Origin of the sequence: Promicromonospora sukumoe, assembly GCF_014137995.1 — a bacterium.
Classification (GTDB): domain Bacteria; phylum Actinomycetota; class Actinomycetes; order Actinomycetales; family Cellulomonadaceae; genus Promicromonospora; species Promicromonospora sukumoe.
On record NZ_JACGWV010000001.1, the window covers coordinates 2,359,210 to 2,372,060 of the forward strand.

Consider the following 12,851-nt stretch of genomic DNA (forward strand, 5'->3'; position numbering starts at 1 on the left):
CTGCCGCTCCGGACGCGCTCGTTCAGGACCCGGCTGCTCAGGACTCCGTCGCCCGGGCCTGCGCGGCCCACGCCTCGGAGACCGGCGCCATCAGCTCCGGGTCCGACGACGGCTCAAGACCGGCTCCGTCGGCGTGCTCCGTCGTCGGCCCCGGGACCGCGAGGGTGGCGATCGCGGTGGTGACCGGGATGGCGAGCACCAGCCCGATGGAGCCGACGAGCGTGCGCACCACCTCTTCGGCGATCTCGCCCGAGGTCAGGGCCGTGAGCGGCGACTGGTCCACGAGCCAGACGATCATGAGCAGCGGTAGTGCGGCGCCCACGTAGGCGAAGGCGATCGTGTAGACGGTCGAGGCGATGTGGTCGCGGCCGATCCGCATGGCGCTGGTGAACAGCTCGGCGCGGGTCGCCGTCGGCGCGACGGCGCGCAGCTCCCACACCGCCGAGGCCTGCGTGATCGTCACGTCGTTCAGCACGCCCAGGCCGGCCAGGACGATGCCGCACAGCGCGATCCCGCGCAGGTCCGCGGCGGGCGCGCTGGACGGCAGGAAGGCGGAGGCCTCGTCGGTGGTGCCGGTGATCTGCGCGGCGCCCGACGCCCAGGCGGCGATCCCCGCCGTCAGTGCCAGGCCCACGAGCGTGCCCAGCAGCGCCGTCGACGTACGGGCCGACAGCCCGTGCGCCAGGTACAGCGTGACGAACATGATCAGGGACGACGTCACCAGCGCCACGCCGAACGCATTCTGCCCCGCGAGCAGCGCGGGCATCGTGAACCCCAGGAGCACGACGAAGGCGAGCCCGAGCCCCGCCATGGCCGCCAGCCCGCGCCAGCGCGCGACGAGGATCACCACCAGCGCGTAGGCGACCGCGAGCAGCGCGATCGGCAGCTCGCGCTGGAAGTCCATGAACACCAGGGGGTCGACGCCGGGCTGCGCCACCTGGGAGATGTCGACGGCGGTGATGCGGTCACCCTCGGCGAGCGGCACCGACGGGCCGGGCGACTGCATCCGGGAGGCCCCGCCGTCGTCCAGCTCGACCGGGATGCTGCCGGTGGCCGGGTCCGCGGGACCGGAGATCGTGACGTCGACGAACGACGTGCCCTCCGCCCGGTTCGGCACCCGGTCGGGCACGTCCCCGCCGTCGGGCCACAGGAGCCACAGCCCGGCCAGCGTGGCGAGAAGCGCCGAGACCAGGATCATGACCAGGAAGAACGTGGTCTTCGGCGCGGCAGGGCCCGCCGATCCGTGCGAGGAAGCGTGCGCCATGCGGACATCCTGGCTCACCAGCGCCCTGCGGGCACGGCGAGCGAAAAGTTCTTTCCGTGAGCCGCCCGCGCGGTCGTGTGGGCGCTTTCCGGTCCGCAAAGATGTCCGTGTAATAACTTCATAGCCGTCAGATCATGACAGAACCCGCATAACGCCTGAGGCCGAATTGCGACAGTCTTCTTCCTGGTGTGGCATGGGATGAAATCTCGTCGAATCCATACCTCAGGGCGGTCATTCCTTGCGTACACCAGTGAAGGTCACACTCGGAGCCCTGGCCGCCCTCGTGCTGCTCGCGGTCGTCGCCGTCGGAAGCTGGTCGATCCGCGGAGCCCAGGCGGACAACGCCGCGGAGGCCTCGGCCAGCGCCGCCGCCGCCGAACGAATCGAGGTCGGCGTGCCCACCGTCGTGTCGGCGGACACCCTCGAAGAGTTCTCCGCGACCCATTCCCCCCTGTACTGGGCGGGCGAGATTCCGGACACGAAGATCGAGCTCACCCTCACGGCCACGAGCGGCACATTCGTCCGTTATCTTCCGACCGACGCGGAAGCCGGCGACTCCGACAAATACCTCACCGTTGCCACCTATGAGGCAATCAGCGGATACGAGGGCCTGAAGACCGCCGACAAGGAGATCGCGACCGTCGAGAGCAGCAAGAGCGGTGCGGTGATCACCGTGTTCGACGACCGCCCGCTCTCGACCTACTTCTCGTTCCAGAACGCGGCCTTCCAGGTCGAGGTCTTCTCCCCGAAGAAGGGTGAGTCGAAGAAGCTGACCGACGACGGTTCCATCGGGCTCGTCGGCGGAGAGGCCTAATGACCTGGTACCGAAGAGCCGGCCGCACCACCCTGACGGTGGGCGCGACCGCGGTGCTCTTCCTGGCCGGCGGCCGCTTCGCCGCCGACGCCGCGAACGGCCCCGACAACCCCTGGGAGGGCCGGCAGCCGCCGGGCGTGCGCGGCCCGGCCTTCGGCGAGGTCGACGACACCGCCGGCCCGCCCGGGGAGATCGGACGCACAGGACCCGTCGGCCCGCAGGGCGCCGACGGCGCACGAGGAGGCTTGGGCCCGGGCGGACCGCCCGGGCCCAAGGGCGACTCCGGGGACCCTGGGTCCGCCGGGCCCCAGGGAGAGAACGGCGCTCGCGGGGCGGACGGTGATCCGGGGGTTGACGGTGCCGACGGTGCCGATGGTGTCGACGGCTCGGATGGGGTTGACGGGGCGGACGGTGTTGACGGGGCGCAGGGCCCCCCGGGGCCGCAGGGCCTGATCGGTCCCCAGGGGCCGGCTGGAGCTGACGGCGCGCCGGGCGCCCAGGGCGCGGACGGGGCACAGGGCGCCGATGGCGCGGACGGGGTTCAGGGAGCGCAGGGCGCGGACGGCAGCGACGGGCCTCAGGGAGCGACGGGCGCGCAAGGCGCCGACGGCGCCCAGGGTGCGGACGGCGCAGACGGTGCACAAGGTGCGGACGGCGCCGACGGCCCCCAGGGAGCAACGGGCGCCCAGGGCGCCGACGGCGCGCAGGGACCAGCCGGACCCCAGGGTCCGCAGGGAGCCGACGGCGCGGACGGTGCCGATGGCAGTGACGGGCCTCAGGGCGCGACAGGTCCCCAGGGACCCGCCGGCCCCCAAGGCGCGCAGGGCTCCGATGGCGTTGACGGGGCCGACGGAGCTCAAGGTGCACAAGGCGCGGACGGCGCCGATGGCAGCGACGGTGCCGATGGACCGCAGGGTGCCACGGGAGCACAGGGCGCTGACGGCGTTGACGGAGCCGACGGCCCTCAAGGGGCGCAAGGCGCGGACGGCGCCGACGGACCACAGGGTGCCACGGGAGCACAGGGCGCGGACGGAACCGACGGCGCCGATGGTGCGGACGGCACTCAGGGCGCTGACGGACCGCAGGGGCCCGCCGGTCCCCAAGGCTCGCAAGGTGCAGCCGGTGCGGATGGGGCGCAGGGCGCGGATGGCGCCGACGGGGCTCAGGGAGCGCAGGGCGCCGCCGGTGCCCCGGGCGCCGTCGGCCCGCAAGGCCCTGCCGGATCCCAGGGCGACCAGGGGCCCGAAGGGGTACAAGGACCTGCGGGACCGCAAGGTCCGCAGGGCGCAGACGGCGAAGACGGAACCGACGGAGCACCAGGCGCGACCGGACCGCAGGGATCGGACGGCGCCCAGGGAGCACAGGGTGCCGATGGCGCTCAGGGAGCCCAGGGCGCTGACGGAACAGATGGTGCCCAAGGTGCGCAGGGCGCAGACGGTACCGACGGCGCGCAAGGTGCCCAGGGAGCCGACGGCCCGCAGGGACCCGCCGGATCACAGGGTGAGGCCGGGGCCGACGGCCCGCAGGGTCCGGCTGGGCCCCAGGGGCCGCAAGGCGACACCGGACCCGCAGGAGAAGCCGGTGCCCAAGGAGCGCAAGGTGCCGACGGAGACGACGGCGCGCAGGGAGCCGACGGCGCACAAGGAGCCGACGGCGCACAAGGAGCCGACGGTCCGCAGGGTGCCGACGGCGCTGACGGTGCCGATGGAACGGACGGAGCCGACGGGGCTCAGGGCGCGCAGGGACCCACCGGCCCGCAGGGCACCTCAGGCGCAGAGGGCCCCGAAGGTGCGCAAGGCCCCGCCGGACCACAGGGACCCCAAGGTGACACCGGGCCTCAGGGCGCTGACGGCGCACAAGGTGCTGACGGCGCACAAGGTGCTGACGGCGCACAAGGTGCTGACGGTTCGGACGGTACCGACGGAGCCGACGGAGCCGACGGAGCCCAGGGCGCGACCGGCCCACAGGGCGCCGACGGTGCGCAAGGCGCAGAAGGTAACGACGGCGCGCAAGGTGCGCAGGGGGCCGACGGCGCGCAGGGGGCGGACGGACCGCAAGGAGCAGCTGGAGCTGACGGCGCACAGGGCGCGACGGGCGCGCAAGGAGCAGACGGCGCCGACGGAGCCGATGGAACGGACGGAGCCGACGGGGCACAGGGAGCACAGGGACCCACCGGCCCGCAGGGCGCCGCAGGCGCAGAGGGCCCCGAAGGTGTACAGGGCCCCGCCGGACCACAGGGACCCCAAGGTGACACCGGCCCTCAGGGAGCCGACGGAGCACAGGGAGCGCAAGGCGCTGGCGGTTCGGACGGAACCGACGGAGCCCAGGGCGCGACCGGTCCGCAGGGCGCCGACGGCGCGCAAGGCGCTGAGGGGCCCCAGGGCGCACAGGGAGCGGACGGAACCGACGGCGCGCAGGGCGCCCAGGGAGGCGACGGCGCGCAGGGCGCGGACGGACCTCAAGGAGCCGCTGGCGCAGATGGCGCGCAGGGCACGGTCCGCAGGGACCCGCCGGACCGCAGGGCGCCCAGGGCGAGGCTGGGCCCCAGGGCGACACGGGCGCGCAAGGAGCCGATGGCGCACAGGGTGCGGACGGCGTACAAGGCCCCCAGGGCGCGGACGGGAACGGTGGGAACGACGGCGCCCAGGGCGCACAGGGAGCCGAAGGCCCCCAGGGCGTGCAGGGTCCTGCCGGGCCCCAGGGCGACACGGGTGCGCAGGGCGCCGACGGAGCACAGGGCTCGACCGGACCGCAAGGTGCCGACGGAACGCAAGGTGCCCAGGGCGCAGACGGGAACGACGGAGCGCAGGGCGCCCAGGGAGCAAATGGGGCAGACGGCGCCCAGGGCGCCACAGGACCCCAGGGTGCCGAAGGGCCCCAGGGCGTACAGGGTGTTGCCGGGCCCCAAGGGCCCCAGGGCGACACGGGAGCACAGGGCGTAGACGGAGCTGACGGGGCGCAGGGCGCGACCGGCCCGCAAGGCGACGACGGCGCCACCGGTGCTCAGGGAGCGGACGGAACCGACGGAGATGACGGAGCTGACGGAGCCCAAGGCGCTCAGGGTGCCGAAGGCCCTCAGGGCGTGCAGGGCGTAGCCGGACCCCAAGGACCACAGGGCGACACCGGTCCGCAAGGCGGAGACGGCGCACAGGGTGCACAAGGCGCTGACGGAACGGATGGTGCCGACGGCGCCCAGGGTGCGACCGGTCCGCAGGGCGACGACGGCGCGCAGGGCGCCCAGGGCGCGGACGGAACCGATGGGGCTGACGGCGCGCAGGGCCCGGCGGGCCCCCAGGGAGCCGAGGGACCCCAGGGCGTGCAAGGCATCGCCGGACCTCAGGGCCCCCAGGGCGACACCGGAGCACAGGGCACACAAGGTGCGGACGGAACCGATGGGGCTGACGGCGCCCAGGGAGCGACCGGCCCGCAAGGAGCCGACGGAGCACAAGGCGCAGACGGAACCGACGGGGTCGACGGAGCCCAAGGCCCCCAGGGCGACACCGGCGCGCAGGGGGCACAAGGAGCCGACGGCGCGGACGGACCCCAGGGTGCGGACGGCGCTCAGGGTGCGCAGGGAGCGGACGGAACCGACGGAACCGACGGAACCGACGGGGCCGACGGCGCCCAAGGCCCGGCCGGCCCCCAAGGAGCCGAGGGACCCCAGGGTGTGCAAGGCATCGCCGGACCTCAGGGCCCCCAGGGCGACACCGGAGCACAGGGAGCCGACGGTGCTGACGGCACCCCGGGAGAGACCGGTCCGCAAGGAGCCGACGGAGCACAAGGCGCAGACGGTACCGACGGGGCAGACGGAGCCCAAGGCCCCCAAGGCGACACCGGCTCGCAGGGCGCACAAGGAGCCGAAGGCGCGGACGGAGCCCAGGGAGCGACCGGTCCCCAGGGCGACACCGGCGCCCAGGGAGCCGACGGCGCGCAGGGAGCGGACGGAACCGACGGTGCCGACGGTGCGCAAGGCTCGGCGGGCCCCCAAGGAGCCGACGGACCCCAGGGCGTACAGGGCGTCGCCGGACCTCAAGGACCCCAGGGCGACACGGGCGCGCAGGGCGCACAGGGCGCAGACGGAACAGACGGCGCTGACGGCGCCCAGGGAGCGGCCGGACCCCAGGGCGACGACGGTGCACAGGGCGCAGACGGAGCTGACGGAGCCCAAGGCCCCCAAGGCGATACAGGCGCCCAGGGGGCGCAAGGCGACACCGGCGCACAAGGCGCGGACGGAACCGACGGCGCTGACGGCGCTACCGGGCCCCAGGGTGCGACCGGCGCCCAGGGAGCCGAGGGACCCCAGGGCGTACAGGGCGTCGCCGGACCTCAGGGCCCACAGGGCGACACCGGCCCCCAAGGCGCAGACGGCGCCGACGGAGCACAGGGCGCGACAGGACCGCAAGGAGCGGACGGGTCCGACGGCGCGCAAGGCGCGACCGGCGCACAAGGCGACACCGGCCCCCAGGGAGCCGACGGCCCCAACGGAGCACAGGGCGAAGCCGGGCCCGCAGGCCCCCAAGGCGCAACGGGCACGCAGGGCGCCCAAGGCGACACCGGCCCCCAGGGCGCTGCGGGCACGCAGGGCGCGTCCGGCGCGCAGGGTCCCGCCGGTCCCCAAGGCGCAGCCGGGACACCCGGCACCCAGGGACCCGCAGGACCCCAAGGAGCAACGGGCACACCTGGCACCCAAGGTCCTGCGGGAACGCAGGGGCCGGCCGGCGCACAGGGCGCCACCGGACCGCAGGGCACACCCGGAACACCCGGAACCCAGGGCGCTCAAGGAGCCCAGGGAACCCCGGGAGCACAGGGCGCGACCGGGGCCCAGGGCCCCACCGGACCGCAGGGCACGACCGGCACGCAGGGCGCCACGGGCGCCCAGGGCGCGGTCGGACCCCAGGGGACTCCGGGCGCACAGGGCGCCACCGGAACCCAGGGCGCCACCGGCGTTCAGGGCCCCTCCGGACCCCAGGGCACCCCAGGCGCACAGGGCCCGGCGGGTCCTCAGGGTCCCGCTGGTCCGCAGGGCCCCCAGGGCGCGGCAGGAAACCAGGGCGCGACCGGCGCGCAGGGCACGGCCGGCGTCCAGGGCGCGGCGGGTACGGCCGGTGCACAGGGTGCCGCCGGCGTGCAGGGTCCGGCCGGCCCACAGGGCGCCGTCGGGCCGCAAGGGGCCGCCGGACCCCAGGGTGCCGCGGGCCCGCAGGGCTCACAGGGCGCCGCCGCTCCGGCGAACGGCGGGTACTTCTACACGTCGTCGACGGCGGCGCAGAACGCGAACACCGTCATCCCCCTGACCACGACCGGCGCCACCTACGGCACCGGCGTGGTCCTCAACGGCGGCGCGATCACGCTCCCGGCGGGCACCTACGTGGTCACGTACTCGTGGTCCGCGGACGCCGTCGGCGACCTCCTGAACGCCTACACCGAGATCGTCTCGGCCTACCTCGTCCTCGGCGGCACCGAGGTCCCGGGGTCCCGGATCAGGTCGACGACGTCGACCCTGTCGAACCAGGACGGCTACGTCTCCAACACCATCACCATCTCGACCACGGGCGGCACGCTCCAGCTCTTCAACGGCAACCGCAACGTCACCCACGGCACCACGAACCTCACCGGCTTCGTCGGCGCCGTCAACGTCCAGCAGGTCACGCGCTGAGCCTGGCGCCTCCGCGCCAGGCTTGCGGCCCAGCCCCCGGCCCGACGCCGAACGAAGAGCGGCTCAGCAGAGCAGCGGACCGCCCTGCCGCGGGCCGTCCTTGACCGCCATCAGGTTGGCCCCCACGTAGGGGATCTTGTGGGCGCGGTCGAAGTCGGTCGGGAAGTACGTGCGCAGCCCGCTGACCTGGAACCGCAGGTGCGAGCTGCCCGGGAACGCCCGGTCCCGCAGGACCGCCTGGGTGAGGTACCAGAAGCTGTTCTCGTTCCACCAGGCCACGTGCGTCGGGTCCTGGAAGGCGCCGCGCCCGTCGGTGCTCGGCGTCGTCGTCAGGACCAGGCCCCCGTGCGCGAGCACGCGGTGGCACTCCGCGAAGAAGGCGAGCCGGTCCGGGATCCGCTGCAGCAGCTCGGTCGCGGCGATCACGCCCACCTCGCCGTCCCCGTACGGCAGCACCAGGTCGTCGGCGTCGATCGCGAGGTCGTCGGCGCCGGGGACGAGCGTCCGGGCGGCCCACTGGGCCGTGTGCAGGTCGATCGACGCGAGGCCCGCCCGCTTCGCCGAGGCGACCGCGAGCGCCGCGATGCCGCGGTGGTAGCGGTCGACGGTCTCGTGCTGGATCAGCTTGTTGATCCGCCCGTCGCGCTGCGTGTTCTGGTCGTGGATGCGCTGCAGGTACAGGCAGGCGTCGATGTGGTGGAACGCGCCGGCCTGGTAGAGGCGCATCATCAGGTCCTGGTCGTCGAGCACCTCGAGCCCGGCGTCGTACCCGCCGACCCGGTCGTACGCCGTCCGCCGGAAGGCGCGCACGTGGTTGGGCGCGTACCAGATGTAGCCGACGTTGTGCGGGCTGGGCGCGAGCGCCCGGCAGCGGTTGACGAGCATCTGGTTGACGTTCGCGGGGGCGTACTCCCAGCCCATCGCGGGGTTGAAGGTGTCGAAGTTGGGCGAGCCGTCGGCGTTGATCTGCGCGAAGTCGGAGTACACGAGCACCGCCTCGCGGTGCTCGTCGAACGCGGCGACGACCTCGGCGAGGCAGGTGGGGGCCAGGACGTCGTCGTGGTCGAGCTCGACGAGGATCTCGCCGGCCGCGAGTGCGCACGCCTCCCGTTTGGCCGCGCCGACGTGCCCGGTGGTCTCGCCGCGCAGGACCCGGATGCGCGGGTCCGGGCGCGGCGGTTCCCACTGCGCGTCGCCGTTGAGCAGGACGATCCACTCCCAGTCCTGGTACGTCTGGCCGACGACGCTCCGGAAGCAGTCGTCGAGGTACGCCGGTGCATGACTCGGCGTGAAGACGGAAACCCTCACCTGTTCGCGACCCCCTGTGCGCGTCGACGGCGCCTCCGGAACGGCTCGCCGCCCGGTCTGCGCACGCTCCTTCCTAAGGGAGAACGGCCCGGGTCGCATCTGGAGGCCCGACGACGTGCGCGGCCCGTCAGTCCAGGAAGGTCAGTCCAGGAAGGTCAGCTCGACCAGGCGGCACCGGCGCACCCAGTCCTCCAGGTCCACCGGCTGGGCCAGGTGCCCCGGGTTCGCGGGCTGGTTGAGGTCGGCCACGATCTCGGCCAGGACGGCGCGCCGTTCCGGCTCCTCGGTGACGGGCCGGGCGGTGGCCCGCAGGTCGGCGCGCACCCCGTTCTTGAGGTGGAACGTCAGGGCGGGCTCGGCGACCAGGTTCACGTACCAGCTCGGCCGGTCGACCGTGCCGCTGCACAGGTAGGTGCGGCCGGCCACGTGGTAGAAGAAGATCTCGATCCGCCGGGGCAGGCCGGTGCGTCGCCCCGTCGTGGTGACGTCGACGATCCGCTGCCGGGTCGTGGCGGCCGGGGTGATCTCGACGGCGCGCCGGACGGCGTCGTCCATCAGGCGGCCTCGCTCTCGCGCCGCGCGCCCTCGCTGTCGGACGACGTCTCGTACTGCAAGGCTGGCCCGAGCAGCAGGCCGCCGTCGAGCACGAACTCCGAGCCGGTGGCGAACGCCGCGTCCGCCGACGTCAGGAAGAGCACGAGCTGCGACAGCTCGACCGGCTCCCCCAGCCGCGGCACGGCGAACGGCGCGGGCGAGTAGAAGTCCGCGATCGGGCGCTCCCCCGCGGCGACCGGCGCGTTGATGAACGGCGTGGAGACGACGCCGGGGTGCACCGAGTTGACCCGGATGCCATCGCGGCCCAGCTCCAGCGCCGCGGACTTGGTCAGGCCCCGGACCGCCCACTTGCTGGCCGTGTAGGCCGCGTAGTACGCCGTGCCGACGTTGCCCATGGTCGAGGAGATGTTGACGACGGCGCCCCCGCCGCCGCGCCGCATGGACGGCGTCACCGCGCGGATGCCCAGGAACTGGCCGGTCACGTTGACGTCCAGCGTGCGCCGGAACGCGTCGGCGTCCATGTGCTCGATGGGCGCCGCGGCCTGCTGCATGCCCGCGTTGTTCACCAGCACCGAGACGGGGCCAAACCGCTCCTCGGTCGCGGCGACGGCCGCCGCCCACTGCTCCTCGCTGGTGATGTCGAGCGCCACGTGCAGGGCCCGCTCCCCCAGCTCGGCGGCGAGCGCCGCGCCCCGCTCGGTGTCGCGGTCGGCGATCACCACGTCGGCGCCCTCGGCGTGGTAGGCGCGGACATGGCTCACGCCCATGCCTCCCCCGGCGCCGGTGACGATGACGGTCTTGTTCTCGAATCGCTGCACTGTGGGGCCTCTCCCTGGTTGTGAGTCGGATGACTCACCTTGAGGGTAGGCACGGTCCGAGAGGTGAGTCAAGCGACTCACCTCATACCCTGGGGCATGATGGGGGCATGGCGACCGGGACCGGCACGTACCACCAGCAGCTCGCGGAGCGGAAGCGCGCGGCGATCATCACCGCCGCCACCGGCCTGTTCCTGGACAACGGCTACGCCGGCACGTCACTCGCCCGCGTGGCCGAGGCCGCGGAGGTCTCGAAGGCCACGCTGTTCAAGCAGTTCCCCACGAAGGCGAACCTGTTCGAGGCGATGGTCAAGGAGCACTGGAGCCTCGCCGACGACGCCCCGCCGGAACCCGCACCCGGCGACCTCGCCACCGGCCTGGCCGAGTACGGGCGCAGGTACGCGGACCTCATGTCCCGGCCGGAGATGGTCGGCCTGTACCGCATCGTCATCGCGGAGATGCCGCGCTTCCCGGCGCTCGCCGAGACGCACTTCGACGTCGGCAAGATGCCGTTCTTCGACGCCGTGCGACGCTACCTCGCCGCCGAGCACGACGCCGGGTCCGCGCGCATCGACGACCCGGTCGCGGCCACCACCCAGTTCATGGGGATGATCTCGAACTTCGCCTTCTGGCCGCGGCTGACCGTCGTCGGCTGGGACCCGAGCAACGCCGAGACCGAGCGCGTCGTCGACGACGCCGTCACCACGATGGTCGCGCGCTACGGCGCGCGCTAGGCCCGCCGATCACGCCAGCCGGGGCCGGCCGGGTCCGATCAGGTTGGGTCAGGACGCCGGCAGCAGGAGCGCGTCGGACAGGGCGGACGCCGCGCCGTCCTGGTCGAGGGTGCCCGTGACACGGCTGGCGGCGGCGCGGACGGCCGCGGGCGCGTGCCCCATGGCGATCGACAGGGCCGCCCAGGCCAGCATGTCGAGGTCGCCCTCGCCGTCCCCGATCGCGACCGTCCGGGACGGCGCGACGCCGAGCCCGGCACGGATGCTCTCCAGCGCGGCGGCCTTGCCGGCGCCGGGAGCGGTGACGTCCACCCAGTCCACGCGGGCGGCGATCGCCGTGACGCCCGAGGCGCGCAGCGTGGGCGTGAGCCGCTGGGCCCACTGCCCGTACACCACCAGGCGCGGCGTCGGGCGCGCCCAGAGCTCCTCGACGTGGCGCAGCACCTCCTGGTGCCCGCTGAGCTGCCGGTCGGGGAACCGCCTTGTGACGCGGTAGCCGGTACCGACGACCTCGGCGGCGATCCGCAGGTCGGGCCGGGTGCGGGCGACCAGCCGGACCACGGGCTCGGCGTCCACGGGAACCGCCTGGACCACCGAGTACCCGTCCGGGCGCAGCCGCGCGGTCACCGCACCGTTCGACGCGACCACCCAGCCGTCGCGGATGCCGAGCTGGCGCACCACCTGCACCGCGCTCGACAGGGACCGGCCGGTGGCGATCACCAGGTGGTGCCCCGCGGCGCGCACGGCCCCGAGCGCGTCGATGACGGCGGGGGTGGCCCGGCGTCCCGTGCGGACAAGGGTCCCGTCCACGTCGCAGGCGACGAGGGCGGGTGTGGACGTAGGTACGTCGGGTGGCGCTGCGGTGGGCCCGGAGGCGGTCGCGGTCACGAAATTCCCCTGGTGATAGGTGGCGGGCCCATCATCCCTCATACTAGGACATTTTGGAACTCGCACCTTTTCGGTCGCGAGCGGTCTTGTCCCAGGTCAGAGGCCTGCGGCGGCCGAAACGATACACGCCGGGGCGGTTTCGCGACGCCACCGTCCAGGTGCGGCTCAGCGCTCGCGGACGGCGATCCCTGGATACTCCAGCACCAGCCCGGAGGCGTCGCAGGTGAGGACGCACGCGAAGTCGAAGGTCGCCGAGGTGTAGTCGAGGCTGATCTGGTCCTGGGTGCGCTCGCGAAGCCGGTACTCCTGCTCGACCGGCTCAACGGAGAGCCGCCCCGCCCGGACGAACAGCGCAGGCGCGGCATGGGCCTGCCCGCGCCGCAGGTCGAGCCGGTGGAGCGGCAGCGTGTTCGTCACGGCCGACGACTCGAGGTCCACGTCGACGCAGTCGTCGAACCGGTCGTCGGGCACGCCGTCGACCAGCCAGCGGGCGCCGTCCGCCGGGCTCTCCGCCGCGGTGAGGTCGGTCCGTTCGAGCGTGAGGCGCACGGTCTCGGCGGCCGTCACCGCCTCGATCCTGGCCTCGCGGGTACGCCACCGGTGGTCGACGTCGATCCGGTACCCGACCGCCCATGCCTCGCCACCCTCGACGGCGGTGGTGTGCCCGCGCAGCACCAGCCCGTCCGCCGTCTGCTCGACGAACAGCACCTCGAAGCCGGCCCGGACCCCGGTGTGGGTCCAGGCCGACACCGGGGGCACCGGTCGCAGCCGCATGGTTCGACCCTAGCCACTCGGCGCGGGCTTCAGGGGCGGTTGTGGA

General features: G+C 73.9%; 11 protein-coding genes. 3 read left to right on the forward strand and 8 right to left on the reverse strand.

Annotation, left to right across the window (positions count from 1 at the left end):
* Nucleotides 1-37: 37 nt before the first annotated feature.
* A complete protein-coding gene (locus FHX71_RS10440; protein ID WP_246402497.1) occupies nt 38-1,264 on the reverse strand; it encodes a YibE/F family protein in 1,227 nt (408 codons plus the stop codon).
* A 283-nt stretch (nt 1,265-1,547) separates the two neighbouring features.
* On the opposite strand from FHX71_RS10440, the gene FHX71_RS10445 reads away from it, so the two are divergent.
* Nucleotides 1,548-2,078 carry a hypothetical protein gene (locus FHX71_RS10445; RefSeq protein ID WP_182615990.1) on the forward strand — a complete coding sequence of 177 codons (531 nt, stop codon included), beginning with the start codon at nt 1,548-1,550 and terminating at the stop codon, nt 2,076-2,078.
* Here the strand turns inward: FHX71_RS10445 and FHX71_RS28800 are convergent.
* Both FHX71_RS28800 and FHX71_RS28805 read right to left on the reverse strand, forming a co-directional pair.
* The gene (locus tag FHX71_RS28800) at nt 2,075-3,496 is read right to left on the reverse strand and encodes a glutamate-rich protein 5 (protein WP_220489616.1); all 1,422 of its coding nucleotides are present in this window, start codon (nt 3,494-3,496) and stop codon (nt 2,075-2,077) included. The two genes, FHX71_RS10445 and FHX71_RS28800, sit on opposite strands and share 4 nt — an antisense overlap.
* Before the next feature lie 1,040 nt (nt 3,497-4,536).
* On the reverse strand, nt 4,537-6,246 hold the full coding sequence (locus tag FHX71_RS28805) for a hypothetical protein (protein ID WP_220489618.1): 1,710 nt from the start codon (nt 6,244-6,246) through the stop codon (nt 4,537-4,539).
* A 957-nt stretch (nt 6,247-7,203) separates the two neighbouring features.
* Here FHX71_RS28805 and FHX71_RS28810 point away from each other — a divergent pair.
* Nucleotides 7,204-7,734, forward strand: a complete 531-nt coding sequence (locus FHX71_RS28810) for a hypothetical protein (protein WP_220489620.1) — start codon at nt 7,204-7,206, stop codon at nt 7,732-7,734.
* Between the two features lie 63 nt (nt 7,735-7,797).
* On the opposite strand, the gene FHX71_RS10460 is transcribed toward FHX71_RS28810, so the two are convergent.
* The 3 genes from FHX71_RS10460 to FHX71_RS10470 form a co-directional block, all read right to left on the reverse strand.
* On the reverse strand, nt 7,798-9,042 hold the full coding sequence (locus FHX71_RS10460; protein ID WP_220489622.1) for a glycosyltransferase: 1,245 nt from the start codon (nt 9,040-9,042) through the stop codon (nt 7,798-7,800).
* 141 nt (nt 9,043-9,183) lie between these two features.
* Nucleotides 9,184-9,597, reverse strand: a complete 414-nt coding sequence (locus FHX71_RS10465) for a nitroreductase/quinone reductase family protein (protein ID WP_182615994.1) — start codon at nt 9,595-9,597, stop codon at nt 9,184-9,186.
* Nucleotides 9,597-10,415, reverse strand: a complete 819-nt coding sequence (locus FHX71_RS10470; protein ID WP_182615996.1) for a glucose 1-dehydrogenase — start codon at nt 10,413-10,415, stop codon at nt 9,597-9,599. Before FHX71_RS10470 ends, FHX71_RS10465 begins: the two co-directional genes overlap by 1 nt.
* A 107-nt stretch (nt 10,416-10,522) precedes the next feature.
* Between FHX71_RS10470 and FHX71_RS10475 the strand changes: the two genes are divergently transcribed.
* On the forward strand, nt 10,523-11,146 hold the full coding sequence (locus FHX71_RS10475; protein ID WP_182615998.1) for a TetR/AcrR family transcriptional regulator: 624 nt from the start codon (nt 10,523-10,525) through the stop codon (nt 11,144-11,146).
* Between the two features lie 48 nt (nt 11,147-11,194).
* Here FHX71_RS10475 and FHX71_RS10480 read toward each other — a convergent pair whose 3' ends face one another.
* Together FHX71_RS10480 and FHX71_RS10485 are read right to left on the reverse strand one after the other, a co-directional pair.
* Nucleotides 11,195-12,031, reverse strand: coding sequence for an HAD family hydrolase (locus tag FHX71_RS10480; protein WP_312876996.1), 837 nt, complete (start codon nt 12,029-12,031; stop codon nt 11,195-11,197).
* A gap of 165 nt (nt 12,032-12,196) precedes the next feature.
* A complete protein-coding gene (locus tag FHX71_RS10485) occupies nt 12,197-12,805 on the reverse strand; it encodes a putative glycolipid-binding domain-containing protein (protein WP_182616003.1) in 609 nt (202 codons plus the stop codon).
* Between the last annotated feature and the right edge of the window lie 46 nt (nt 12,806-12,851).